22 protein-coding genes are annotated in these 23,139 nt (G+C 57.1%); 10 read left to right on the top strand and 12 right to left on the bottom strand.

Translation table 11 applies throughout. The features are described from left to right. Positions 1–39 precede the first annotated feature (39 nt). Positions 40–504: an Lrp/AsnC family transcriptional regulator gene (locus CLV88_RS09195; protein ID WP_106608094.1), complete on the bottom strand. Its 465-nt coding sequence runs from the start codon at positions 502–504 to the stop codon at positions 40–42. Positions 505–628: 124 nt separating this feature from the next. On the opposite strand from CLV88_RS09195, the gene CLV88_RS09190 reads away from it, so the two are divergent. The 4 genes from CLV88_RS09190 to CLV88_RS09175 all read left to right on the top strand — a co-directional run bounded on the left by CLV88_RS09190 (position 629) and on the right by CLV88_RS09175 (position 4,659). Continuing rightward, on the top strand, positions 629–1,693 hold the full coding sequence (locus tag CLV88_RS09190; protein ID WP_106608245.1) for a pyridoxal-phosphate dependent enzyme: 1,065 nt from the start codon (positions 629–631) through the stop codon (positions 1,691–1,693). Beyond that, on the top strand, positions 1,686–2,849 hold the full coding sequence (locus CLV88_RS09185) for a M24 family metallopeptidase (protein ID WP_106608093.1): 1,164 nt from the start codon (positions 1,686–1,688) through the stop codon (positions 2,847–2,849). Before CLV88_RS09190 ends, CLV88_RS09185 begins: the two co-directional genes overlap by 8 nt. 4 nt (positions 2,850–2,853) lie before the next feature. Then, a complete protein-coding gene (locus tag CLV88_RS09180; RefSeq protein WP_106608092.1) occupies positions 2,854–3,600 on the top strand; it encodes a maleate cis-trans isomerase family protein in 747 nt (248 codons plus the stop codon). A gap of 96 nt (positions 3,601–3,696) precedes the next feature. Beyond that, positions 3,697–4,659, top strand: a complete 963-nt coding sequence (locus CLV88_RS09175) for an NAD(P)-dependent oxidoreductase (RefSeq protein WP_106608091.1) — start codon at positions 3,697–3,699, stop codon at positions 4,657–4,659. A 207-nt stretch (positions 4,660–4,866) separates the two neighbouring features. Here CLV88_RS09175 and CLV88_RS09170 read toward each other — a convergent pair whose 3' ends face one another. The 4 genes from CLV88_RS09170 to metF all read right to left on the bottom strand — a co-directional run bounded on the left by CLV88_RS09170 (position 4,867) and on the right by metF (position 8,050). After that, positions 4,867–5,781 (bottom strand): tyrosine recombinase XerC, encoded by a 915-nt coding sequence (locus CLV88_RS09170; protein ID WP_106608090.1) that lies wholly within the window; start codon positions 5,779–5,781, stop codon positions 4,867–4,869. Next, on the bottom strand, positions 5,778–6,488 hold the full coding sequence (locus tag CLV88_RS09165; protein WP_106608089.1) for a DUF484 family protein: 711 nt from the start codon (positions 6,486–6,488) through the stop codon (positions 5,778–5,780). The genes CLV88_RS09170 and CLV88_RS09165 overlap by 4 nt, the downstream gene beginning before the upstream one ends. 140 nt (positions 6,489–6,628) lie before the next feature. Next, positions 6,629–7,102 carry a PaaI family thioesterase gene (locus CLV88_RS09160; RefSeq protein ID WP_106608088.1) on the bottom strand — a complete coding sequence of 158 codons (474 nt, stop codon included), beginning with the start codon at positions 7,100–7,102 and terminating at the stop codon, positions 6,629–6,631. An 81-nt stretch (positions 7,103–7,183) separates the two neighbouring features. Continuing rightward, the gene (gene metF, locus CLV88_RS09155) at positions 7,184–8,050 is read right to left on the bottom strand and encodes a methylenetetrahydrofolate reductase [NAD(P)H] (RefSeq protein WP_106608244.1); all 867 of its coding nucleotides are present in this window, start codon (positions 8,048–8,050) and stop codon (positions 7,184–7,186) included. A 97-nt stretch (positions 8,051–8,147) separates the two neighbouring features. Here metF and CLV88_RS09150 point away from each other — a divergent pair, with 97 nt between their 5' ends. Together CLV88_RS09150 and CLV88_RS09145 are read left to right on the top strand one after the other, a co-directional pair. After that, positions 8,148–9,053: a LysR family transcriptional regulator gene (locus tag CLV88_RS09150; protein ID WP_106608243.1), complete on the top strand. Its 906-nt coding sequence runs from the start codon at positions 8,148–8,150 to the stop codon at positions 9,051–9,053. Between the two features lie 64 nt (positions 9,054–9,117). After that, positions 9,118–10,335: an MFS transporter gene (locus tag CLV88_RS09145; protein ID WP_106608087.1), complete on the top strand. Its 1,218-nt coding sequence runs from the start codon at positions 9,118–9,120 to the stop codon at positions 10,333–10,335. 2 nt (positions 10,336–10,337) lie between these two features. Here CLV88_RS09145 and CLV88_RS09140 read toward each other — a convergent pair whose 3' ends face one another. Further along, a complete protein-coding gene (locus tag CLV88_RS09140; RefSeq protein ID WP_423827730.1) occupies positions 10,338–10,919 on the bottom strand; it encodes a hypothetical protein in 582 nt (193 codons plus the stop codon). Between the two features lie 81 nt (positions 10,920–11,000). Then, positions 11,001–12,401, bottom strand: coding sequence for a selenium-binding protein SBP56-related protein (locus tag CLV88_RS09135; RefSeq protein ID WP_106608085.1), 1,401 nt, complete (start codon positions 12,399–12,401; stop codon positions 11,001–11,003). Positions 12,402–12,965: 564 nt separating this feature from the next. Between CLV88_RS09135 and CLV88_RS09130 the strand changes: the two genes are divergently transcribed. Genes CLV88_RS09130 through CLV88_RS23325 form a run of 4 tightly spaced genes read left to right on the top strand, consistent with a single transcriptional unit; the run spans position 12,966 to position 17,046 of the window. Next, a complete protein-coding gene (locus tag CLV88_RS09130; RefSeq protein WP_106608084.1) occupies positions 12,966–14,030 on the top strand; it encodes an HlyD family secretion protein in 1,065 nt (354 codons plus the stop codon). Continuing rightward, positions 14,020–15,105, top strand: a complete 1,086-nt coding sequence (locus CLV88_RS09125; protein ID WP_106608083.1) for a hypothetical protein — start codon at positions 14,020–14,022, stop codon at positions 15,103–15,105. The genes CLV88_RS09130 and CLV88_RS09125 overlap by 11 nt, the downstream gene beginning before the upstream one ends. Positions 15,106–15,151: 46 nt before the next feature. Further along, on the top strand, positions 15,152–16,357 hold the full coding sequence (locus CLV88_RS09120) for a cation:proton antiporter (protein ID WP_165798846.1): 1,206 nt from the start codon (positions 15,152–15,154) through the stop codon (positions 16,355–16,357). A gap of 41 nt (positions 16,358–16,398) precedes the next feature. Beyond that, positions 16,399–17,046: a potassium channel family protein gene (locus CLV88_RS23325; RefSeq protein WP_106608081.1), complete on the top strand. Its 648-nt coding sequence runs from the start codon at positions 16,399–16,401 to the stop codon at positions 17,044–17,046. A gap of 55 nt (positions 17,047–17,101) precedes the next feature. Here the strand turns inward: CLV88_RS23325 and CLV88_RS23150 are convergent, their stop codons facing one another. The 5 genes from CLV88_RS23150 to gloA2 all read right to left on the bottom strand — a co-directional run bounded on the left by CLV88_RS23150 (position 17,102) and on the right by gloA2 (position 22,947). Next, complete coding sequence (locus CLV88_RS23150) at positions 17,102–17,512, bottom strand: DUF1214 domain-containing protein (RefSeq protein WP_279338345.1); 411 nt, start codon at positions 17,510–17,512, stop codon at positions 17,102–17,104. After that, complete coding sequence (locus CLV88_RS09110; protein WP_207797038.1) at positions 17,473–18,627, bottom strand: DUF1254 domain-containing protein; 1,155 nt, start codon at positions 18,625–18,627, stop codon at positions 17,473–17,475. The genes CLV88_RS23150 and CLV88_RS09110 overlap by 40 nt, the downstream gene beginning before the upstream one ends. A gap of 337 nt (positions 18,628–18,964) precedes the next feature. After that, positions 18,965–20,431 carry an arylsulfatase gene (locus tag CLV88_RS09105; protein WP_106608080.1) on the bottom strand — a complete coding sequence of 489 codons (1,467 nt, stop codon included), beginning with the start codon at positions 20,429–20,431 and terminating at the stop codon, positions 18,965–18,967. Between the two features lie 601 nt (positions 20,432–21,032). Next, positions 21,033–22,058, bottom strand: a complete 1,026-nt coding sequence (locus CLV88_RS09100; RefSeq protein WP_106608079.1) for a helix-turn-helix transcriptional regulator — start codon at positions 22,056–22,058, stop codon at positions 21,033–21,035. A 499-nt stretch (positions 22,059–22,557) separates the two neighbouring features. Beyond that, on the bottom strand, positions 22,558–22,947 hold the full coding sequence (gloA2, locus tag CLV88_RS09095; protein ID WP_106608078.1) for an SMU1112c/YaeR family gloxylase I-like metalloprotein: 390 nt from the start codon (positions 22,945–22,947) through the stop codon (positions 22,558–22,560). Between the last annotated feature and the right edge of the window lie 192 nt (positions 22,948–23,139).

Genomic DNA, 23,139 nt, shown 5'->3' with positions numbered 1-23,139 from the left:
ACTTCATGCTGACAGGCAAATTCGTCGCCTGAAATGTGGTCAAACCGGCACCTGCAACCCCACCTTGACCCGGTCAATCACAACATTGCTGTGAAACCGGCGGATATTGGGGTTGTCGTTAAACACCCTGCGGCTGAATTCTTCATATGCCCCCATATCCGGCGCTGTCACGACGAGGATAAAATCCGCCTGTCCAGTTACGTAATAACACTGTTGCACATCATCCAGTGCCAACATCGAACGGCGGAATTCGTCCAGCAGGTCCGTCCGTTCCCGCTCCATCTCAACCTCTACAACAAAGGTCATAGGCCGCCCTACCGCCTTGGGCGAAACAACGGCAATGTCCGCCTCTATGACGCCCTCCTCGCGAAACCGTTTAAGTCGTCGCTGCACGGCAGAGCGTGACACACCTGCGATCTCGCCCAGTTCATCCGCCGTCAGCCGAGTGTTCTTTTGCACCGCTGTCAAAAGCCGCCGGTCAATGTCATCTAATTCTGCGACCATTTCGGTCTCCTCTGGAAAAGATTGGGGGCAAACGACCCAGAAATTCCCAATCTTGGGGCAAAACGCCCATCACGTTGCGCTAGCCTTGGTCACGCAACTTGTCCAAGTCAACAGAAAGCGCCCCATGCCAGACGACCACAGCCCGCGCAATGTCCTTACCAATCCGTTTCGCGGCACTGGACTGCCGCAGGGCGGCCTGTTTCCAAGCCATGACGCCACCGCCGTCGCCAAATTGCTCGCCCTATGCCCGGCACATGGGGAAACACCGCTAACGCCAGCGCCCGCAATCGCTGCTCGGGCAGGTGTCGCCAGCCTCTGGATCAAGGATGAACGCACCCGCATGGGCCTTGGCAGTTTCAAAGCCCTTGGCGCGGCCTATTGTATCGCCCATGACGCCGCCGCAACTCAGCCTTCGGACTGGTCCACGGCGCTGACGGGCCGCACCTATGCAACCGCGTCCGCAGGCAATCACGGCATGTCTGTTGCAGCAGGCGCGCGCATCTTTGGCGCACGCGCGGTGATCTATCTCGCCAACACTGTGCCCGAACCCTTTGCCGACCGCCTGCGCGCCCAAAACGCCGAGGTCGTGCGCGCTGGCGACGATTACGAGGCCAGCATGGTCGCCGCCGCCAATGATGCCGCCGCCAACGGTTGGTCCTTGCTGTCTGACAGCACATGGGACGGCACCACCGCCCCCGGAATGCGCGTGATGGAGGGGTATCTGCAAATGGCCGCCGAAGCCGCCGCACAAATTCCGTCGCCCCCCACCCATATCCTGCTGCAAGCCGGGGTCGGGGGGCTTGCCGCCGCCGTCGCCGCCTTTGCCCGGGCTCAATGGGGGGACACGCCCGAGATTATCGTAGTCGAACCCGTCGCGGCCCCGGCGTTGATCGAAAGCATCCGTGCCGGAAAACTGGTCGATACCACCGGCCCGGTCTCGGACATGGGACGGCTGGATTGCAAAACCGCTTCACTGGTGGCGCTCAACGGCCTCGCCCGCGATGCCGACCGATTTGTGACGATCACCGAAGAGGACGCGGCAACAGCGACCCAAACCCTCGCCGCTGCCGGATTTGACAGCACCCCTTCCGGCGTTGCCGCCATCGCTGCGTTGCTCACCGACCTTGACGGGATCGGCCCGGACGCCAATGTGCTCACCTTCCTCAGCGAAGGCCCCGAAGATGGCTGACCCCGCGCGCGGCTTTCCCCACAGCGAATTTGAAACGCGCGTGGCGCGCCTGCAATCGGCCATGTCCGCCGCCGGACAGGACGCGCTTTTGCTCACCTCGGCAGCCGACATATTTTATGTCACCGGCTTCCTGACCCGCTTTTGGGAAAGCCCCGCACGCCCGTGGTTTGTGGTGGTCCCGGCCAGCGGCACCCCCATCGCCGTGATCCCCGCCATCGGCGCAGACCTGATGGGGCAAAGCTGGCTTACCGACATTCGCACATGGGACGCGCCATTTCCGGGCGACGATGGCGTCAGCCTGCTCTGTGACACGCTCTCTGGCAGTGTCCCGGCAACCGGCACCATCGGCATCCCCATGGGTCTCGAAACCCATTTGCGTATGCCGCTTGGTGACTATTTGCGCGCCACCCAAACCCTTGCTCCGCGCAGCTTTGTCGACGCCACTGACACGGTCCAGCGCACCCGCGAAATCAAATCCGAAGCCGAAATTGCAAAAATTCGTGCCGCATGCGCCGTGGCCGATGCGGCCTTTGCCAAGGTGCCCGAATTTGCGGGTCCCGGCGCGCGGCTTGACCATGTGTTCCGGGATTTCCAGATAGCACTCCTGCACTCGGGTGCGGATTGGGTCAGCTACACGGCTGGCGGCGCAGGGCAGGGAGGCTATGGGGATGTGATCTCTCCCGCCGGACCGAAACCCTTGCAAAACGGCGACGTTCTGATGCTTGATACCGGCGCGGTGCTTGATGGGTATTTCTGCGACTTTGACCGAAACTATGCCATCGGCGCGCCATCTGATGCAGTCAAACGCGCCCACGCGGCACTCTTTGCCGCTACTGATACCGCTCTCTCTGAACTGCGCCCGGGTATGCGCGCCTGTGATGTGCACGCACTTTTTGATCGTGAACTGACCCGCCTTGGTGCCAAACCCGGCGGTGGTCGCCTTGGCCATGGGCTCGGTATCACCCTCACCGAATGGCCGTCCTTTACGCCAAATGACCAGACCACGCTGCGCGCTGGTATGGTGCTGACGCTGGAGCCCGGCGTTGAAATCGCGCCCAGCAAAATCCTCGTACACGAGGAAAACATCGTCCTGCGCGACAACGGCCCCGAGTTGCTCTCGACCCGCGCGCCCGCCGATCTGCCAATCCTGAGGTAATCAAATGGACATCGCCCCCTTCACCCTCACTGGTCCCATCGGTACAACCGCCACGCTCGGCCTGATTGTGCTGCAATTTGACGAAACTCTGGAACAGGACATGCGCTGCCTGTTTCCGACATCGGATGTCGCCCTCTATACCAGCCGCGTACCATCCGGGGCCGAGGTCACACCCGACAGCCTGACCGCGATGGAGGCAGCCATCCCCGCCGCCGCCAGCCTCTTTCCCCCCGCCGCCCCCTTTGGCGCCGTCGGCTATGGCTGCACCTCGGCCACCACCCTGATCGGCGCGCCACGTGTGGCTGAATTGGTCCGCTCAGGTGCCGGTGATACAGCCGTCTCCGACCCGCTCACCGCCGCTCTCGCGGCGTGCAGGGCACTCGGCCTCACGCGTATCGGCATGGTCACGCCTTACATTGAAAAGGTTTCCACCCCTGTGGTGCAAGCCTTTGAAGCTGTGGGTGTTTCCGTGCCCGCCATGGTCTCTTTCGGCGAAGCCGGAGAAGAACGCGTCGCCCGCATCGATTGTGCCTCAATCACAAACGCAGCCCTTCAGGTGGGCCAAGACGACGCAATCGAAGGGGTCTTCCTCTCCTGCACCAACCTGCGCACCCTTGACGTTATCCCAAAGATCGAGGCCGCCCTCAACAAACCCGCGCTCAGCTCCAACCAATGCCTTGCGTGGCACATGGCCCGCCTCTCCGGAGCGCCCCTTGCAGCCTCTGCGCCCGGACGGCTTTTCGCGACCTAACGTCACCACGGTTCTTTGCCCGGCCACATGTCGCAGACAGACATGACAAGCCCACACCGCTCCGCTCCCCTGAAACAGAAACAGGGGAGTTTTTACATGAAAATCGGATTTATTGGCCTCGGAAATGTCGGTGGCAAACTCAGCGGTAGCCTGCTGCGCAATGGCGTGGACCTGATGGTTTACGACCTCAATGAAACGCTGATTGCTGGCAAAGTGGCCGAGGGTGCGGACGCCGCCGAGAACCCCGCCCAGCTGATGCGCGATTGCGATGCTGTGATCACTTGCCTGCCATCCCCCGCCGCCTCGGACGCAGTGCTGCATGAGATGCTGCCCGAGATCACCCCCGGCAAAATCTGGATGGAAATGTCCACCACCGACGAAGCCGAGGTCAAACGGCTGGGTGCCATGGTTATCGCGCGAGGTGGCGCAGCGGTTGACTGCCCGGTCTCGGGTGGATGCCACCGCGCAGATACGGGCAATATCTCGATCTTTGCAGGCTGCGACCGCGCCACGTTTGATCGCATCCTGCCGCTGCTGACCACCATGGGCCGACGTATCCTGCATACTGGTGACATCGGCTCTGCCTCGGTGCTCAAAGTGATCACCAATTACCTCGCGACCGCCAATCTGATCACATGCTCCGAGGCACTGGTCACTGCCAAGGCCGCGGGCATGGACCTCAACACAGCGTACGAGGCGATCAAGATCAGCTCAGGCACCTCCTTCGTGCATGAAACTGAAAGTCAGGTCATTCTCAATGGTTCGCGCGATATTTCCTTCACCATGGATCTGGTGAAAAAGGATATCGGCCTCTTCCAAGAAGTGGCCGACCGCGCCGGTGTACCGCTTGAAATGAACCCGCTGATGATAAAAATCTTCGACGACGCCATCGCTCGTTTTGGCGAACGCGAACTCAGCCCCAATATCATCAAACGACTGGAAGAAGCGACAGGCCTCGACATCACAGCCCCCGGCTTCCCACCAGAAATGAGCGACGATGAACCCGAAGAACCGGGCTATGAAGTGATCCCACAAGGCAGTGTAAGAGATAGAGCCTGACCCATAGCACCTGCTGGGCTGTCAGAATTTGGGTATTTAGAAACATTGAGAAGATGTAAGGCCCGCCTTTTTCATCTCGCCCGAAATACTTTAGGGTGAATGTCTGCTTGCAGACAGAGGGGCAAAGCCCCTCACAGGCTCAGCGTGCTGAGCCACCCCCACCACCTTTCGGCGCAGCTTGCTGCGTCTATAAGGTGGTGGGAGCATTCAGGCTTTGGGATGGGTGCGGTTGTATACTTCCATCAATCGGTTCGTATCCACGGCCGTATAGGCTTGTGTCGTCGACAGCGACGCATGACCCAATAGCTCCTGAATGGCACGCAGGTCGCCACCGGCGCTCAATAGATGGGTGGCAAAGCTATGGCGCATCGCATGTGGCGTCGCGCTTGCTGGCAGACCCAGTTGCATACGGGTGCGCTGCATCACTTTTTGCACCTGCCGAGCATTCAGCGCGCCCCCGCGCGCGCCCCGAAAAAGCGGCTCATCTGTTTCGCAAGGGTAGGGGCATTGTGCGCGATAGGTCTCAACCGCATCGCGCGCGGCTGGGATCACCGGGACAATGCGCTCTTTGCCTCCTTTGCCCAATATTCTAAGCGTCGCAGGCAACGGCGCGTCCTTGCCTTGCAGTCCCAACGCTTCGGAAATGCGCAATCCACAGCCATAAAGCAACGTCACCACCGCCGTATCCCGCGCGCCGATCCATGGCGTGTCAGACTGCATTTCGACCGTGCCCAGAACATCGCGCGCGGCACCCTCGGGCAAGGGGCGGGGCAATTTGTTCTGAAATTTCGGCGCCCGTACCGATAAGACGGCTGTTGGCTCGAAGCCATGTCGCTCGGCCAGCCAGCGATAAAAACTTTTTACCGAAGAAAGCTTGCGCGCCAATGACCGTGCGCTCACGCCTTGGTTGCGCGTCGCTGCCATCCAGGCGCGCATGTCGGACACGGAAATCTCGGTCAGCGGCGCCAATCCCTGCGGCCCGCCCTTATACAAAGACATGAAATTCAGATAGTCGACCAAATCGCCATGATAGGCCTTCACCGTGTTTTCGGACACCGCCGACAGGGCCGCGCGATGCGCCAGATACTGTTCCAAAGCATCCCGCGCAGCCGGGCTGATCACGATAGCCAGCGCCGCATGGCGCGTTCAAACACGCCGGCAAAGAAAGCCAGCAAATCCGTTCCCTGCTGAGGTGTGAAATGGTGCGGGTCCTCCGCCCCCATCACCAGCAGACCGGGCAGGCGGCCCTTGCCAAAATCCAACTTCAGACAGGCCTCTGAGCGGATCCAATCCGCCTCTTCGCCGTAAATACTCTCATTCCCGGTCTGCAATTGGCGCAGCGTGACCTGACGCAGTGGCACATTGCGCCCGCCGGTCAGATAATCGTCAACAAAACCGGGGTCTGCCACACACAACACGTCACCCAAACTCTGGATCGCGCTGTCATCCGTTGCGTCTTCCTGCGTTTCCAGTACCAGCCGGATCGCGTCCACCCGCAGGATTGTAGCCACCTCGCCCCCCAGATCATGCAGGAACGATTCGAACTCAACAGGGTCCAGCATCCGCAGAATGGCGCGGTGTACCTGATTGGTACCGGCAAGGTTTTCATAAGCCGCCGCAATCACCGAGCGATGCGTATCTTCCAGCCGATCCAGCCGTGCCTCCAGCCGTTCCATGGCGATGCCGCGCAAATCAACAATATTGCCGCCCATCGTTTTTTCATTGGCGGCGATCAGAGCGCGCATCAAATCGCGGTCTTCGAGAATCACATCCGGCTGCGAAATGATCTTGTCGCGCACAGTGTCTTCAATATTGGGATTACTGCTCATCTTGGTGCCATTTTAGGTCGTTGTCGCAACCATAGCAGAGCCTGCAAATGAATGCCGCAACTTTTTTGCACCAGATTTTTGTGGGATCGACATCGCGAGGACGCCCGCACGGGCGGAGGAGCTGGCCTGAGTTTCATCCACTAGCCCGGCGCGTCCATGATAATACAGGTGGTCGACCCAATCGCATAAAGCCGGTCATCCTCGATCCCACGCACTTCACCATCCGCGATCCCGGTGGAACGCCCTGCATGATGCACCGTGCCCACGGCCCGCACTGTGGTGCCCAGCGGGACAGCGCGGATCAGGTTGATCTTGTATTCCAGGGTTGTGTAAATCTGGCCCTCGCGCAATTTGGAATGCACGGCACAGCCCATACAACTGTCCAAAATCGCACCATACCAACCACCATGAACTGTGCCTGCCGGGTTCATAACGCTGGAACTGGGCGCACCCTGAAACTCCACCCGTCCGTCTTCGGCTGATACAATGCGAAATCCCAGCGTCTGACCCATTGGCGGAATTGGATATACGCCGGAAATGATCCCCTGCAAATAGGCCAACCCAGATCCGCCAGCAGTCATACTTTGCGTGGGCAGGGATGTTTGATCTCTCATGGCGCAGCCTCCGGAAAACGTCCCGTTCAAGAGGCCGCAATCTGAACCGACAGGCAAGGCCGGTTTGTCAAAGTGCCGGAATTACGCCACGTTTTCCAGTCGAACCTGTGGCACAACACCCAGCGCGTGACACACATCGCGGGTCAGTTCGGGCCGGTTCATTGTATAGAAATGCAGGCTGTCGACACCCTCGTCCAACAGCTCCGAACACATCTCGGTGCAAATCGCGGTGGCCAGCAAATCCTCGCGCCCATCGCGGATCGCCTTGGCAAACGCATCTTCCAGCCATGCCGGAACCTCTGTGCCACAGCGTTTGGCAAAATTTCGCACACCTTTCCAGTTCTCGATCGGCAGAATGCCCGGAATGATCGGCGCATCAATCCCGGCTTTCACACAGGCATCGCGGAACCGCAGAAACGTTTCGCCCTCAAAAAAGAACTGTGTGATCGCCTCTGTCGCACCGGCATCAATCTTGCGCTTCAACCAGTCGACATTGGCCGCCATGTCCGCCGCTTCCGGGTGTTTCTCGGGATAGGCGCCGACACGGATGGTGAAATCGCCTGTTTCAGCCAGCGCCTCGATCAGCTCGATGGAGTTGGCAAACCCTTCGGGATGCGCCTCAAACCCGGTGCTGCCCTTGGGCGGATCGCCCCGCAGCGCCACAATCTCCGAGACACTCGCCTTGGCAAACTCGCGCGCAATACCCAGCGTTTCAGCGCGGCTTGCGTTCACACATGTCAAATGCGCCGCCACGTTCAGCCCGCTGGACTTGTGCAATGTTGCCACCACATCGCGGGTCAGATCCCTTGTCGTGCCGCCCGCGCCATATGTGACTGACACAAATCGCGGCTCCAATGGGGCCAGCGCCTGTACAGTGTCCCACAGCCGGAACGACGCCTCCAAATTCTGGGGTGGGAAGAATTCAAACGAAATATGAGGCGCGGTCATTGTTTTGGTTCCTAACTTGCGGTTGCCCTCATGTCCCATAGCTGTCATCATTACGCAAATTCATAATATTCAAGAACGTCATGAGTCTCATATGAAGATGCACATCGAATTCCGCCACTTGCGAACTGTCCGCGCGATCCACGAATGTGGTGGTCTGGCCCGTGCTGCGGATCAACTCAACATCACGCAGTCTGCTTTGTCTCACCAGATCAAAGGGTTAGAAGAACAGACTGGCGTCGAGCTCTTTGTGCGCCGTTCCAAGCCGATGAAGCTTTCGGCGGCCGGCCTGCGCCTGTTGCGCCTTGCCAATCAGATCCTACCCGAGGTCGAAGCCCTCGAAGAAGAGTTCAACGGCTTACGTGATGGCAGCTCGGGCCGCCTGCATGTCGCCATCGAATGCCACGCTTGCTTCGAATGGCTGTTTCCCGTGCTGGAAAAGTTCCGCAAAAGCTGGCCCGATGTTGATGTCGATATTCGTCCCGGTCTTGCGTTTGATGCGCTCCCGGCTTTACAAAAAGAAGAGGTCGACCTCGTTGTCTCCTCTGACCCGGAAAACCTGCCCGGCGTTTCCTTCTCGCATCTCTTTGATTACGCACCGGTTTTTGTCGCCTCCGCCCAGCACCCGCTAGCCCAGAAAAAGTGGATCGACGCCGAGGATTTTCGCGGCGAGACCCTGATCACCTATCCGGTTGAGCGCTCGCGTTTGGATGTGTTTTCTCAGCTGCTGACCCCGGCCAAGGTCGAACCTGCCTCAATTCGTCAGGCTGAACTCACCGCCGTGATCCTGCTGTTGGTCGCTTCCAATCGCGGCGTATCGGTGCTGCCCGACTGGGTGGTGCGCGAGGTGAAATACAGCTCCGACTATGTCACCCGTCCGCTGACTGAACAGGGCATGACCCGTCAGCTATGCGCCGCAACACGCAATGATGACCTTGCCAAACCTTATATGACTGATCTGATCCGCCTCGCCGGAGAAGAAGCGCGCCGCCTACAGGATCTCTGATCGCCCTTGCAAGTCGCCCAAAACCTGACACTCTCAATGGGTCACACCGTTGAGGACCGCGCTTATGTCAAACGCTCTGCTGATCCGTAACCGCAACTACCGGCTGCTTTTTTCCGCCGGGGCGTTAACCAATCTGGGCGATGGCATGATTGTGCTGGCCTTGCCTTGGCTCGCCTCGCTGATGACCCGCGATCCGGTGGCCATTGCTGCCGTGGCTGCTGCTACGCGACTGCCTTGGCTCCTGTTCTCGGTGCCGGCCGGGGTTGTTGTCGACCGTGCGGACCGGCGCAAGCTGATGGCGCGGGCGGATCTCATGCGCGCCGCCATGACCGCCGCAATCCTGTTGCTCGCACTCTCTCCGCACCCGCCAGGCGCGGTCTGGCTGCTGGCCGGGCTGGCCTTTCTGCTTGGCTCAGCCGAGGTGCTGCGCGACAACGCCGCGCAAACCATCCTGCCGCTGATTGTCGACAAGGACGATCTTGAGGCCGCCAATGGCCAGCTCTGGAGCGCCGAGCAACTCACCGGCCAGTTCCTTGGCCCGCCGCTGGCCGGTATCCTGATCGCACTTGGCATCGCGCTGCCTTTTGGTCTCAATATCGTGTCGCTATCGCTCGCCGCCGGAATGGTCTGGCTGATCACCCTGCGCCCGGTGCCCCCCAAGGATCAGAACTTTGTCAAAGCCCTGCGCGAAGGCATCGCCTTCATGCGTTCAGACCGCCTTTTGCTCCGCCTCGCCATCGTGCTTGGGATCGCCAATTTCATCGCCATGGCGACCATCACCATGCAAGTGCTTTTGGCTCAAGAGGTTCTTGGCCTGACCTCTGCTCAATACGGGCTTGTCCTCTCGATCCAGGCCCTTGGCGCGATCGCAGGCAGCCTTTTTGCACCCGTGCTTGTGCGCCGCCTTGGCGTGCATCCCTGCCTTTACCTCTCGGTTGGCGGCTGGGCGGTGGGCTATGGCGTCGTCGGGCTCTCTAATTCCGGCTGGGTTATGGGCGGTGCGCTATTCATGGTGCTCTTTGCGGCCATGCTTTGGAATGTGATCACCGTTTCATGGCGTCAGCGCCGCATCCCGTCCGAGCTGCTGGGCCGCGTCAACAGCATCTATCGCTTCTTCGGTTGGGGCTCCATGCCGCTGGGCGCCTTGGCGGGGGGGGCGGTTGTGTCCCTGCTGGAACCCGGCATCGCCCGCGACCTCGCCCTGCGCGCCCCGTTCCTGCTGGCCTCTGTGGCCTGTGTGCTCCTGCTGATCTATGCAATCTTCCGCCTGCGACTCGACTGATCTTAGTGCACAGTCAACAGCGCCACGCCCCCCACCAACACAAGGCTCAGCGCCCAGACCAGATCCAGATTGAACCAACCCTTGGAGAGAAACTTAAGCCCCATCCAGTGATAGACCGCCAGCCCCAAGGCACCTCCTGAAACGGTCATCGATGCCGTGTGCACCACCGCCACCGTCACCGCGATAGTAATGTTGCCACCGATCAGGCTATCCGCCGCCGCATGGCCCGCATCCGTTGCAATCGTCTGGCAAATCCCAAGGTAAATCGGCACCAGCATCAAGCCGGCCCCATGCGCAATCGCCGCCAGAAACGACCACAGCGCCAGCCGTGACGGGGGTATGCGCGCCAGAAATCTCGGATGGCGTCGGTTCACCAACAGATACAGACCCAGGGCAATCACCAGACAGGCCGCTCCGATCTGTATCTCCCGCTGCCATTCGACCAGCACCAACAGCACCGTAAACGGCAGCAGCACCGACATCACCGACAGCAAATGCCCCCCCGCCAGCGCCGCCAGCGCGCGGAAAAAGCTGCCCCGCCGCCGTTCCATAAGCGCAGCCGACACGGCTAGCGGCCACCCCATTCCGGGGTTCACACCATGATAAATGCCCGACACAACAACGGCCCACCAAAGGGCCGTTGCCGAAGCTACGTCGCCCACGCGTCAAACGGATGGGTAACAGAAACTGTCCGTGGAACAATCGCCACCCTCAAGGCGGATCTGGTGGCTGCGATAGCCCTTTGGAAAATCGACATAGAAATCCTTGTCGAGCTCCAGCCCACCGTTTTCACCCACATTGGCCATCACCATCTGTCCGCCTTCGTCATCCGGATAGAACTGGTCATCCCACGTGGAATACAGCGAATTTGTCCAATAGACCCGTTTCCCATCCCGGCTGATCTCGACCATCTGCGGCCCATAGACAAATTCCTTGCCGTTGGGGTGCTTGGCCGCGCGCGCAATGCCGCCCACCTCGACCTTGCCGACCAGCTTGGGGTTCATCGGATCGGACACATCATACTGATGCATCTCCCCCTGACCCCAGCAGGCCACGTAAAGATACTTGTCGTCCAGTGACAGATCGATATCCGTCACCAGCGGCGGCACCGCCTCAAACCCTTGCAGCAATGGCGGTAGGTTCTCGGCCTTTTCCGGGCGTGGATCGATGGTGATGGTTTTCTTGGCCTCAAACGTGCCGTCTTCCTTTTGCCACCACGTAAATATCGCCCCCTGAAGGTTGGTCGTATCCACCACCACACCGCAGAATCCATAATCCTTGGACGGATCATGCGCCGGGCGGATTTCCAGCGCCATCTGATGGTTTGCGCCCAGATCGATGGTCTGCACATTCTTGCGTTCGCGCAGATTCCAAAAATGGATCTTGTGGCCGTATTTGTTGCTCAGCAGATCCTCTGCCACGATGCCATTTTCAAACTGCGGCGGCAGACCCCATTCCGAACTCACCATGTAGTCGCGGGGCAGGTTCCACCAGAAATCGTAATGCTTGTCCTGCTCGCCCCGGTCCATCTCGTAGCGGCCCAAAATCTCGAACGTCTCGCAATCCATGATGAAAATACCCGGAGGCCCATCTGTGCCATCCTCGCCACCGCCACCCAGGGTCGACACATATATCCCCTCAGGGCCGCAATGAATGGTGTGAGGGCGCGAATAGCCGGTCTTGGCAAACACTTCTTCGGGCTCAATAATCTTGTGAATTTTCGCCTTCAGCGGCTCCTTGACGTCGATCACGTAAATCCGCGACGACCGGATGCCCGGAATGATCAGATAGCGCCGTTCCAGAAACGCGTGTCCCGACAGGGGCGACAAGGAAGAGGAACAGGCGTTCCAGCCAAAATGATGAAACTCGTCGCCCTTGTTGGGCATGATCAGCTGATGAACAATCTCGCCGTAACTGTCTGATTTGGGATCCACATCCACCACGGCCAAGCCATCAGGTTGTGACCCGTCCGGACTAAGCATCAAAGTAAAGGCAAGCGTTTCCGCCGGCGCTTCCATCGCCAGTTTCGGTGTCGCATGAAAAGTCGGATCAGGTCTGAGGTTCATCGGTATTTCCTCCCAAAAAATACTGACGCATTAAAATATTGTTCTGCTTGCGTCCAAAATACCGTGCCATATTGCCGCATTTCGCGCAAATGACGTGGACGTAACCGGGCTAATGGTGCTCGCCAACGCGCGAAAATCGGCCAAGCTGCCGTGTTTGATCTGACTCGTTGTACGTTCGGGTCTAATTGTTCGCAAAACAGATAATGTCCGCTAGGTGCCCAAATTGCAGAGCGAGCGGCCACAGCAGTTTGCGGTCAAAGCGAAATCACGCAAGTAAAGTGGCCCAAGACCGAAGTTCGAAGGCACACGATAAAATCGCGGCGCTCTGTCAACTGGGCATTGCGGACTGTTCCTATGCTCTTGCCAGACAAAAGAACTAAGCTGCATGGGCTCTCGCCCGGCGCTCCAGTGTGCTTGCTCTGTTAGAGCAGTGAACAATTCAAAGCTGATACCAACTTTGACAATGGCAAAAATCCACACCCTCGGTTTGGCGTGAAATGACCAAAATGGAGTTTCCCCGCCCGTAGAATGTGCAGATAAAGCTATCTGCCATTAGAGGAATGAATGAAAACGACAATTCGAATTCTGGCACTTATCGCATTGGCGCTGATGGCTTGGTACCTTGCTGCGGATCGCAACACACCCTTTACAAGCAATGCCCGGGTCAAGGCCGTATTGACCCCGATAGTGCCAAAAGTTGCAGGGGACGTTGTCGAGCTGAACGTGTCTAACGGCGAGCGTGTTGACGCCGGAACCGTTCTTGCGCGGATCGATTCCAGGTCTTACGAAATCGCACGGGATACGGCGCAGGCGAACTTGCAGGCGGCCTTGTTGAATGTTGGAGCCGGTTCGGCGCAGGTAGAAGCCGCGCAGGCTTCATTGGCGCGGGCAACCTCGACTTTGAAGAATATTCAACTTCAAACGGCCCGTGTGTTTGAAATGGAAAAAAAGGGGCTCGTAGCCGCAGCGCGCGGTGACGATGCGCGCGCGCAACTGGCCGCCGCTGAGAGTGCATTGGCCAGCGCCAAGGCAGGTCTTGAAAGGGCCAAGCAACAGCTTGGACCACAAGGCGAGGATAACCCGGCGGTAAAAAAGGCCCTTGCGGCGCTGGCAGATGCAGAGCTGAAGCTTTCGTGGACCGAGATCACAGCGCCCGCCAGTGGCGGGGTCAGCAATCTTGATATTGCCCCCGGGGCGTTTGCAGCGGCAGGCAGGCCATTGATGACCTTTCTTGATGCAGAGAATGTGTGGATCGAAGCCTATATGACCGAAAACAATCTGAGCAAGGTCGCCATCGGCGCCCCGGTAGAAGTGGTTCTGGACATTCACCCAGGACGCATTTTGGAGGGCAGAGTCGACAGCTTTTCGGCGGCCGCGTCGCTTGGACGCGGATCACCGGATGGGCTGGCGATACCACCCAGAACCGTAGGTTGGATGCGCGATCCACAGCGGTTTCCGGTGCGCATCATTTTGCCAGGTTATGAGAGCGGGCGGAATGCTGCTGATGATGTCTATTTCCAGTTCAACGGTCAGGCTGATGTGATCGTCTATACCGGGGAAAACAGCGTTCTGAACGCGTTGGGGTCTTGGTATATTCGCCTGATGGCGTTTCTGTCATATGCCTACTGACGCGGCCAAAGACAAAGACACGTCCGCCTTTGTAAGAGACGAACGCAAAGGCGCGCGTCTGGCCATTGGAGTGGCGGGAGTGTTCATTCTGGGCATGCTGTTTCAGTGGCCATTTGCCTTTCTCGGGGCTGTGTTCGCCTCGATGTTTTTGCAAGGCCCCACTGCGCCGAGCCTCGGTGCAGGTCTGAAGCTGGTACTTACTGCGTTTTTTATGCTGTTGTTTGGATATGGGCTGTTTTCAGTGCTGCTGCCGTATCGGCCCACATTCATGATTGCGCAAGTTTTGATGGTGATGTGGGCCTTTTCGCTGTCGGTTTCCGGGAAATCGCCGTTATTGGTCATTCTGGCCCTGATGGAAGCGGTAATGATGCCATTCCTTGTGCATCTCTCGCTTGATATAGGACTGATTTTTGCCTTTGCGCTGCCGTTCAACATGGCAACAGCGCTGTTGGCCACATGGGCCGCCTTTGGGCTGTTTCCGCCGCGTGGTGCCGCGCCGCAGAGCGCAGTCCTGACCAAGCCAGCCGCAAATTTTGATCCGACGCGTCGCCTGCTGCGGATGACGTTTGTGACAGCGCCATTTGTAATTTTGTTCTTCATGTTGGATGGCGGCGCTGTAATTACCTTGGTGTTTGTCGGCATCTTGTCGTTTCAACTTGCCGCGAGCACTTCCGAGGGACCCAAAGTGGCCAAGGCCCTTTTATTGGCCAATCTGATTGGCGGGTTGGTTGCTTGGGTGGCGTATCAGTTGATTGTGATCAACACGCAGTTTGTGTTCATGGCAACCATCGTTCTTTTGCTGTGTTTTATTCTGTCCAACTGGTTCATTTCAGGCAAGCCATCCGCACCGCTTGCCGCGACGGTCCTCAGTGCGAGCCTCATCCTGCTTGGCGGGACGATGGCGCCGTTTGGAGACGATGTAGACATTAAGATGCTGGATCGCTTGCTCCAATTGGGTGGCGCCTTGGCATGGGTGCTGTTGTCTTTTGTAACCGTTGACCACTTGCTGCCTGAAAGAAAACGCCCGCCGGAATCGACTCCGTCACCTGATGATGAAACACGGCAGGCCGCCTGATAGGTGTGATACTGCGCCACAAACTGGAAAGAACCGGAGATACCCGATGGAACATTATCTCGTCTACATTGCCTTGCTGATGCTGCTGTACTGCTTGTTCTCGGCAAAGATCGGGTCTTGGGGTGTTACGATGCCCATGGTCTTTCTGGCGCTCGGGGTGGTTATTGGATTTGGCGGACCGGCGCTGACGTTGGAAACGGCAGGGGTGTTTCATGACCTTGCCGAAGTCACGTTAGCGTTGCTGTTATTCGCGGATGCGACCACCCTGCGCAAACAGGCGCTTGAGAAAATTGGGCAGCGTACATTCCGAATGCTAGCGCTTGGCCTGCCGCTCGCAATTGCGCTTGGGGCAGTGGTTAATATGGTATTGCTGCCTGACTGGCCATTGTGGGAAGTGTGCCTGCTGGCCGCGCTGTTGGCGCCAACCGACGCCGCACTTGGTCAATCAATCCAGTCCAATGACCGAATTCCCCAGACTTTCAGGGATGCCATGAATGCAGAGAGCGGCCTGAATGACGGGCTGGCGCTGCCATTCGTGATCTTTTTTGCGGGCCTCGCCATTGGCGGATTAGGGGGTGAACATGGCGGCGACGGCCTGATGTCGCTCATTGCGTCACAGATCGGCATTGGTGCGATTGTTGGCATAGTCGGCGGTTTCGCGATCGGAAAATTGCGCAATTTTGTCCTTGAGAATGAACTGATGGACAAAGGTCTGGGACAAGTTGCGACCCTGATCCTGGTTGGGTTCATCTTCTTCGCTGCCGAACATGCAGGGGGCAATTCTTTTGTCGCGGTATTCGTGGCTGGCATCGCCTTTGCCAACGCTTCCAAAGGTTCTGTGCACCACGCGCGGCATTTCCTTGAGGGCGATGGTCAGTTTCTGGCGATGCTCAGCTTCTTCTTCATCGGCGCGCTGTTCGTGCCAGAGGCCTTGTTTTATGTGACGCCAACCGTGCTCTTGGTGGTTGCAATTTCGCTGGTTGTCGTGCGCCCGATTGCCATCTGCTTGTCGCTGATCGGAACCGACACATCGACTAATGAACGACTGTTCTACGGCTGGTTTGGACCGCGTGGGTTGGCGACCGCTCTGTTTGCAGTGTTGGTGGTGATGGAGTTCGAGGGGGTCGAGAATATCGACGGCATTTTGGTAATCGCCATTACGGCGGTTCTGATTTCGGCCTTTGTACACGGGCTCACTGCCAAGTACGCGCCGGAAATCTTCCGTTTCAACAAAGGTGCATCTGACGATTAGCACAAGAAACGGCCGCTTCTTGACAAGAAAGGATTTGGAAGATGACCGAAAAATCTTGGCCGCTTCGGTGGGAAACTCTGTTGATCCTGTTGCTGGCTGCGTTCATCATCGAGCCGATATTTGGCAATGCGACATGGGTGAACCTGCTTGGTTTGGCGCTGGTCGAAATTGTGGTTGTTGCCGCGATTATCAAGAGCCTGAACAAGACGCGGGACAGGGGGGTGGGCCTGTTTGTTGTGGTGGCATGGTTTGGCACCACCATTCTGGCCCTGTTGACCGACGATGCGCATGGGGTGGTTGCTGCCGTATCCGGTGTGATGCTGATCGGGGCGCTATTTGTGACCTTTCGCAATCTGCTAGAGCGCGAAGCTGGCGATTACGATGCGCTGGTCGGGGCTATTTTCGGGTATGTGCTGTTGGCCACTGTATGGGCCATGTTCTATGTCCAGATCGAACGGTGGCATCCCGGATCGATTGGGTTTGGTGATAGTGCGGATCTGTGGACCTCATCCATCTATTTCAGCCTCGTGACACTGACGTCCCTAGGCTATGGAGATATTCTTCCGCTGTCACCTCTTGCACGCATTACGGCTGGGTTAGAAGCAGTGGGTGGTGTGCTCTATATGGCAATCATGATCGGAAGCATCGTCGGCACCTATCGCCAGAAACCTACGAAAAAAATCGAGTAAAACTTAAGACAGCCGGTTCCGGCCAAAGCACTCACCGGAACCGCGTAAGGTCGGATCAATCGAGCATTTCGAAGTCGTTCAGAACCCAGGTCTTTTCAATATAGCCCTCAGTCGGCCCATAGAAGCGGAACACCACAAAAAACCCTTTGTCCCGGTCGGTAGTGATGTGGTTGGCCTCAAAGCCATCCGGCGCGCTGGCCCCAAAATACAAATCAACTGAGCCATCGGCGTTTTTGACCGGGTCTGTGTCACTACCCACGGTGATAGCGCCCTTCGATGCGAGCAAGCCACGCGTCGCCGGATCATAAGCTGTGACAGCCCAGAAGCGTTTTACAGGAGGGTTGGCCGGAACGTTCAGTCTGTAGGAGTTTGTACCATTTAGCACGTTCCCATCTGCATCGCGGAACGCGGTTAAATAAGATGTTCTTACACCCGGCGTCGTGCTGAGAGGTTTGGGTGAGACCACGATGGCCTGATAGTGCCAAAGTGTACGTGCGTCGACGTCATTTGCCCCACTGTTACGGATGAATTCGGTGTTGCGGATGAACATCTTTTCCCATTGGCGGTCGCGCCAATAGGCGATATCGTCCTCGCGCGAGGCATATAAGATAGCTCGCGACATAGCAGTGCCTTGCGCGGCCGCTTTTTCAAAGATTTCCTGCCTGCATGCGCGTCAGGGGAAAACGGCTTACCTTTTTCGATTCCAAGTGTCGCCAGTTTTCCGAGTTGCTCGGCATCAAACAGCGACGCTGGCTCGTGTTGGACAATCTGATCTATCATCGCAAAGGCGGACGCGTCTTCAGGTGGCAGCGGGTTCATCCCCATCGCGCTAGCATTCACGAATTTTCCAATCCTGTCCGGATTGTTCAACGGATAAACTTTGAGCCGTTCCTTAAACCAATCCAGTGCCTGATCGACTGTGCCAACCTCGCCAAAACCGCGCATCATTGCCCAGATCCAATACCCGTTTGAAGGCTGCACATAGTACCCCTCGGGTATCTCTCCTTCATATCCAGGCGGCGTGAACAGGAACTTGCCGCCTTCACCCTTGTCCGGACCCGTGGTCCCAAAATCAGTCAGGTATCTGAAGGCGGCGTCATTGGCTGTGCCATACATTCCGGGTGGAATGTCCACCACGGTAGGACCGTCTTCCTTAAGATCAATTGAGGCGAAGGCATAAATGGTTGAATTGTTTCCGGTCAGATATGGCTGGTTGGCATTCATGAAATCGGCAGTGACACCAATATCAGACGCAGAAGAGAACCCAAGGTCTCGCGCCTGAGAACGCACGATAGTGTAGAGCGACAGATGCGGGAAGAAATCCATGAAAGCCTGCGTGGCGCGTTGCAGATCCATCTCGTAATAGAGCTTCTCGGTTGTTTCTGGTGTTGGAAAGCCTCCTCCAGAAAACTCAAGCCTACCAAACCGCGTATCCAGTTGCTCAGGGGCGGAAGCAAAATCCGAACTTGTCTGTGCGCCGTTTGGATTGTTGAACAACGAGGTAGAAAGCCCTCCAGCCGTCGCCGAGATGGCTGACAAAATCAATGTCGAAAAAGTTGTCGCAAAGAGACGGTTTTTCATTGGAATTGTTCCTTTTGTTTAGGACCGGACTGCTACTGAGCAGCATCCGCTTTTCGGGCGATCTGCGCCTTTTGAGATGCAAGTTCGGAGGCCCCGTTTTTGCAAATCTGTGCTCATTGCATTCAGCGCCTTGGGCGAATGAATATTAGGAAATTTGGCGCGGTATTTTTGGTTAGATCACGCCAACATCAGCGCAAGCGATTGCGGCAAACAGGACCGCGACGGCGGCCAGCTTGAAAGACGCCCGCAGCACACATCAAAGAGCGCCGCGGAACCGTTCTGCAAGTGGAGTATGCTAGCCTTAACGCCAGGGAATAAGGTCAAAGCCGGGACACTCTTAGTCCAGTATCGTCAGCGAAACGCCCGGCGGATTGGGGTCGTCTTTCAGCGTCGCGTAATACTCGGCCAGAACTTGCGAGGTGTATCCCAGCACCCAGGCATGATCCGCCGTGATGTTGATCTCTTCGCGCGGGTCCATTTCGATGTCGTAGATATCCGGAAGCTCGTTTTTCTTGAGTTGGATTCCGTTGCCACCACCTTGCGAGGGATTGTTGTAGAACGATGTCGCAAAGGCCTTGGGATAGACGCGGTAGTTGCGCCAGCGAATGGACCCGATTTCGTTGTTCACCCAAGTAATCAGCGCTTCCCGATTAGAGTTTTGCTGATCCCCTTTCAGAAGTGCGCTTTGATCAAAACCATCGTAATACCGATCCGTCGGCATCGCTGCACCCGTGAGTGCGGCAATCGTTGGCATGATATCGTGGACTGAGACCATCTCGTTGCTGACAGATGGCGCGATATGCCCCGGCCAGCGCACCATGGCTGGCACCCGCAAACTACCCTCGAGCGCGTCGCCCAGCTCGCCACGGAACGGGCCGTTGCTGCCGCCCTTGTGCTGATACGGAGCCGCCGAAGGCGTTGCGCCGTTGTCAGACAGCCACATCACGATGGTGTTGTCAGCGATACCAGCGTCATCAATGGCATCCAGAACCTCGCCAGTGCGCGCATCCAATTCGGTGATCGCATCACCATAGGGATATCCTGTTATTCCTGAAAACTCAGGCGCCACCGAGTTAGGATAGTGAGTATTTGTCCACCCGATATAGAGGAAGAACGGGTCTTCTGAGTCTGCGTTTTCCTGAATGTACTCAACCGCACCTTTGGCGATATCGCCTTCGACCTGCGCTCGATAGGCCAGATCATATTCCCGGACGACGTGTAATGTCCCGTCCGAGTCTGACTCCATGATCTTAGGCGCGCGGGCGGCGATGACGTCTTCGGAAATCCCATGCCGCTCCATCGACTGGCGATACAGCGTCCCGTCAGAGGTCTCGATCACACCAACACCGTAGTAATCAAAGCCCTGACGCGTCGGCCAGCTTTGCTCCTCTGAACCAAGGTGCCATTTGCCATACATAGCGGTCTTGTAGCCCGCATCCTGCATGACCTCGGCCAGCGTGATCTCTTCGTCTTTGAGGGTGTTCGGGGTGCCGCCAATGATGATGGTCCCCAGGCCAGACCGGTTCGAATAGCGCCCGGTCATCAAGGCCGCACGGGATGGTGTGCATCCGGGTTCAACAAAAAACTGGGTCAGTTGCATGCCCTCTGCGGCCAACGCATCAATGTTGGTTGTTGGCATACCGCGAACCTTCGGCCCGCCGCTATAGGCGCTGATGTCCCCCCAGCCAACATTGTCGGCCAGCATGATCACGACATTCGGTTTGTCGTTTGCAAAACCGGCTCCTCCAACCAGAAGGGCCGATCCAAAGACGGCGGCTGTAACGATACATTGTTTCTGTTTCATTTTGGGTTTCTCACCTTGGGTTCCTCCGAAAACGCGACCAATTTGAATTCATCCGGACGCCACGCCCTCCGAAACAACGGCTCCGCGGGCTTTTGATGCCTCTGAATTCGCTCCAGACTTCGCCCGCACCGGTCCTGTTGCCTTCTCGGTCAACCGCCGGACAGGCATGAGAAACCGGCCATCGAACGCCACTGCCACTGCCCATTTGGGTTGTGGCTAGAGCGTCGGAAACAATTGCCCTTTCCGCATCCGATTTTGCAATTTCGACCCAAGGGTTTTGGTCACATCGCGCCAGATAGGCCCCGCGGCATGCGCAGACTTGGAAATGGTGGCAAACCGTCTCTGCACAAGCCCAAGCTCCCTGCAATGCAAACTTGCCCGATAGGGGGGCAGCTATTCAGAGTTCATCGAGGTTTTGAAGGGCACGCGGGCGAAGTGTTTTTCGAGGGTATTCGGTCAGTCGATCTCAGACGTTGCCAAGGAACTTGGGTATCACGATCCCAGCAATTTTGCCGGGCTTTCACACAGTGGGCCGGAATGTCACCGCACCAATAGCGGATCACGAAGATATGCGCATAGCAAAGCACAGGAACACCATATGTCAGGCTGGCATTAAGCCCTGATAAGTTTTTGTTTTATTTATTCCTTTTCGGTACATCGCTGGCGATACGCCTGTCGTTTTTTTAAAACTGCGCCCAAAATTCGATTGGTTCTCATAGCCCAGATACATCGCCACCTGGATGAGACTCATGTCTTCATCAGCGAGCATCTCTTTCGCCATTTCTCCCCGCGTTTCATTGACCAGCTTCCGGTAAGACGTGCCATTGGCTAACAACCACCGTTGAAACGACCGGGCACTGGAGTCGACCATATCGGCCAATAAGTCGATTGGAGGGGGTGCCGTCAAAAGGTAAGGGCGGATAAGCTGCTTTAGGGTTTCTATCTGGCAAAAATTCTCGGGTGCACTCAGCCCGTTTTTGTCGCCTGCGATCTCAAAGCTGCAACACTCCAATAGGTCCGAATCTATGGTAATCGACGTTCTGGCCTGTCCAAATCGAAATCGAGAGTCGGGGAAAGCAGCCTGCGCCTCCCGAGCTGGTTTGAACGCCGTTCTGAAATTCAGAGCATGTGGTGTCCAAGTCGGACCAATAACCGAGCGCACGATTTCAATCAGGACTGCCAGTTGCACCCATTCGCTACAACTCATTCCAACGAGTTCGGTTGGCAGCAGCATATCACATACCAAATCGGCGCGTTTACCATATTCAACGACCCTGACATCAAGGTGCGAGTCTTCCAGCGCCGACAAGGCCCTGAACAACTCCATTTTGCCAGAAAGGCTTGAACGCGACCTCAAACCATCAGTCACTTCGTTGGAAAAACTGGGCAGCGCAAAATGGCTTGCGCCGAGCCACCCCAGATCCTCTACACCTTCAAGCCTTTCACAGAAACCAACAAACTGGGTTGCGAGGATGTTGTTGACCAAGGCGTCTGGCATTTCCGACAGGTTTGGCGGGAGGCCCGCCCGCTCGATTTCGCGTTCAACCGGCGTTCCAATATCACTAAGGATATCGCAATAAAGCAGAAGATGCGCCGCTCTTGTCGTAGGAATGTTTTCTCTCGTCAAAGCCCAATTCCGTGGTCGAATAAATTTGCTGCCGGATCCTGAGCAATTTCTCCCACAACCAAGATGCGTTCACTATGATACAAATCAATCGTTCCAGCAGAGCGCCAATCGATATCCCTTTGACAACGCCGATCTCGAATCTACACAGCTCTGAATTTTGTGGCAGGCTGCCGAGTTTTTGCACCTGCGCGAACCCGAATAGTCGCAAGACGAAGCAAAGGCGCGCCATTGTCCTCTTACGACCGGAACTACCCAAGCAGCGTAGGTATACAAGTTTCGGGAACAATCGCTTTGCCCCCCATTTCCGCCAACCGTTTGCAATGCTGCGGGTTGCTGCATTTCTCTCGACTTTTGGACCCCTCGCAAATGCAGCAAGGAATGTGCGTTTGCAGCGAAATGGCGCTTTGTCCGCAAAGCTGATCCAACCACCTCTCGAATAGCCGCCCTAGTGAAGCTAGCCCCACCAATCGAGCGGAGAAACGCCCGCCGACCTCAAAGATCATTTCCCGCCTTGATAGAGCTCAAGCGGCAATCCATCCGGGTCGGCAAAGAATGTGAACTTGCGTCCGGTGTACTCATCCACCCGCACTGGTTCGACAGCGACCCCCTTGGCCTCCAGCGCCATCTTGCTTGCGTCAACATCTGCCACCACAAACGCCAGATGCCTCAGCCCCTGCGCTTCGGGGCGCGACACCCGAGCGAGTGCGTACGGAAAAGAGAATAGCTCAATCTGGCCGCCGTCGGGCAGGGCAAGGTCGAGCTTCCATGAACGCCGCTCTGCGCGGTAGTTTTCGGCAACCACCTTAAGGCCCAGGATCTCTGTATAAAAATTTTTGGATTGCTCGTAATCCGAGCAAATCACCGCTGCATGATGTATGGCCTGTAACATTATGACTCTCTTACGAAAAATGCGTTGATGTTCAAATGCTCTGTTGCGAGTTCGGGGCAGGGGCCGCGCGGTGGTGAAACACTCGGGTTTTTGGCAATTCACACCGACGCCATACCGACACAATACCGACGTTATGCCGACGTGGGTTCTGGACGTTAACCTACCCCAAATTACGGCGATTCGACCCGCCTA

Source organism: Shimia abyssi, from assembly GCF_003014475.1.
In the GTDB taxonomy this organism is placed as follows: domain Bacteria; phylum Pseudomonadota; class Alphaproteobacteria; order Rhodobacterales; family Rhodobacteraceae; genus Shimia; species Shimia abyssi.
The sequence above is the reverse complement of the archived record's forward strand: the minus strand, read 5'-3'. Positions and strand labels throughout refer to the sequence as shown.

Bases quoted from the DNA above. Each gene is read 5' to 3' on its own strand.
- metF (WP_106608244.1), bottom strand. From the start codon at position 8,050: ATGACCGCGCCTCATATTTCGTTTGAATTCTTCCCACCCCAGAATTTG.
- CLV88_RS09160 (WP_106608088.1), bottom strand. From the start codon at position 7,102: ATGAGAGATCAAACATCCCTGCCCACGCAAAGTATGACTGCTGGCGGA.
- CLV88_RS09140 (WP_423827730.1), bottom strand. From the start codon at position 10,919: ATGGGGTGGCCGCTAGCCGTGTCGGCTGCGCTTATGGAACGGCGGCGG.
- CLV88_RS09105 (WP_106608080.1), bottom strand. From the start codon at position 20,431: ATGAAACAGAAACAATGTATCGTTACAGCCGCCGTCTTTGGATCGGCC.
- CLV88_RS09175 (WP_106608091.1), top strand. From the start codon at position 3,697: ATGAAAATCGGATTTATTGGCCTCGGAAATGTCGGTGGCAAACTCAGC.
- CLV88_RS09125 (WP_106608083.1), top strand. From the start codon at position 14,020: ATGCCTACTGACGCGGCCAAAGACAAAGACACGTCCGCCTTTGTAAGA.
- gloA2 (WP_106608078.1), bottom strand. From the start codon at position 22,947: ATGTTACAGGCCATACATCATGCAGCGGTGATTTGCTCGGATTACGAG.
- CLV88_RS09120 (WP_165798846.1), top strand. From the start codon at position 15,152: ATGGAACATTATCTCGTCTACATTGCCTTGCTGATGCTGCTGTACTGC.
- CLV88_RS09185 (WP_106608093.1), top strand. From the start codon at position 1,686: ATGGCTGACCCCGCGCGCGGCTTTCCCCACAGCGAATTTGAAACGCGC.
- CLV88_RS09150 (WP_106608243.1), top strand. From the start codon at position 8,148: ATGCACATCGAATTCCGCCACTTGCGAACTGTCCGCGCGATCCACGAA.
- CLV88_RS23325 (WP_106608081.1), top strand. From the start codon at position 16,399: ATGACCGAAAAATCTTGGCCGCTTCGGTGGGAAACTCTGTTGATCCTG.
- CLV88_RS09165 (WP_106608089.1), bottom strand. From the start codon at position 6,488: ATGAGCAGTAATCCCAATATTGAAGACACTGTGCGCGACAAGATCATT.
- CLV88_RS09195 (WP_106608094.1), bottom strand. From the start codon at position 504: ATGGTCGCAGAATTAGATGACATTGACCGGCGGCTTTTGACAGCGGTG.
- CLV88_RS09110 (WP_207797038.1), bottom strand. From the start codon at position 18,627: ATGAAAAACCGTCTCTTTGCGACAACTTTTTCGACATTGATTTTGTCA.
- CLV88_RS09190 (WP_106608245.1), top strand. From the start codon at position 629: ATGCCAGACGACCACAGCCCGCGCAATGTCCTTACCAATCCGTTTCGC.
- CLV88_RS09145 (WP_106608087.1), top strand. From the start codon at position 9,118: ATGTCAAACGCTCTGCTGATCCGTAACCGCAACTACCGGCTGCTTTTT.
- CLV88_RS09130 (WP_106608084.1), top strand. From the start codon at position 12,966: ATGAAAACGACAATTCGAATTCTGGCACTTATCGCATTGGCGCTGATG.
- CLV88_RS09180 (WP_106608092.1), top strand. From the start codon at position 2,854: ATGGACATCGCCCCCTTCACCCTCACTGGTCCCATCGGTACAACCGCC.
- CLV88_RS09135 (WP_106608085.1), bottom strand. From the start codon at position 12,401: ATGAACCTCAGACCTGATCCGACTTTTCATGCGACACCGAAACTGGCG.